Annotated in this window: 1 protein-coding gene; it reads right to left on the bottom strand. The window is 70.4% G+C overall.

Annotated elements, in window-relative coordinates:
- Positions 1-1,145 (bottom strand): acyltransferase domain-containing protein (locus ACIP82_RS37830; protein WP_400660344.1); only part of this gene is annotated, 1,145 nt, incomplete at both ends.

Below are 1,145 nucleotides of genomic sequence, written 5' to 3'. Positions count from 1 at the left end.
TCCACCGGGTCGGTTCCGGGCAGGGCGGCGGCGGTGGTGGTCGGGTTCGGTTCGAGCCAGTACCGGCGGTGGTCGAAGGCGTAGGTCGGCAGTTCGACCCGGTGTCGGGTTTCCGGTCCGAACAGGGGGAGCCAGTCGACGGTGACGCCGTGGACGAAGAGTTCGGCGGCGGAGGTGAGGAAGCGTGCGGGGCCGCCTTCGTTGCGGCGCAGGGTTCCGGTGACCACGCCGTCCGCGCCGGTGGCGTCGAGTGTTTCCTGCAGGGCCATGGTCAGGACCGGGTGGGGGCTGACCTCGATGAACACGCCGAATCCGTCGCCCGCCAGGGTCCTTGTCACGGACTCAAGTTCGACGGTGCGTCGCAGGTTGGTGTACCAGTACTCGGCGTTCAGGCCCGCGGTGTCCATGGGTGTGCCGGTCACGGTCGAGTAGAACGGCACGCTTGTCGAGCGGGGTGCGACGGGGGCCAGGGCGGTCAGCAGTTCCTCGCGGATGCGCTCCACCTGTACCGAGTGCGAGGCGTAGTCGACGGGGATCCGTCGTGCCCGGATGCCGTCGGCCTCGCAGGCTGCCAGCAGTTCGGTCAGCGCGTCGGGTTCGCCGGAGACCACCGTCGAGGAGGGGCCGTTGACGGCGGCGAGTGAGAGGCGTTCGGCCCAGGGTGCCATGCGTGTGACGAGCTGGTCCTGCGGGAGCGAGACCGACATCATCCCGCCGTCCCCGGACAGGGCGCGCAGGGCCTGGCTGCGGAGGGTGACGACGCGTGCGGCGTCGTCCAGGGACAGGGCGCCGGCCACGCAGGCCGCCGCGATCTCGCCCTGGGAGTGTCCGACCACGGCGTCGGGTACCACACCGAGGGAGGCCCAGAGTGCGGACAGTGAGACCATGACCGCGAACAGTGCGGGCTGGACGACGTCGACGCGTTCCAGTGAGGGTGCTCCCGGGGCTTCCCGCAGGACGTCTTCGAGTGACCAGTCCACGAACGGGGACAGGGCCCGTTCGCATTCGGCCAGTCGGCTGGCGAACACCGGTGAGGAGTCCAGCAGTTCCACTGCCATGCCGGCCCATTGGGAGCCCTGGCCGGGGAACACGAACACCCGGCCGCCGAGCGGGCCTGCGATTCCGGAGGTCACGCCGTCTCCGGG

The sequence above is a fragment of the Kitasatospora sp. NPDC088548 genome (assembly GCF_044753005.1).
GTDB lineage: Bacteria > Actinomycetota > Actinomycetes > Streptomycetales > Streptomycetaceae > Kitasatospora.
The sequence above is the reverse complement of the archived record's forward strand: the minus strand, read 5'-3'. Positions and strand labels throughout refer to the sequence as shown.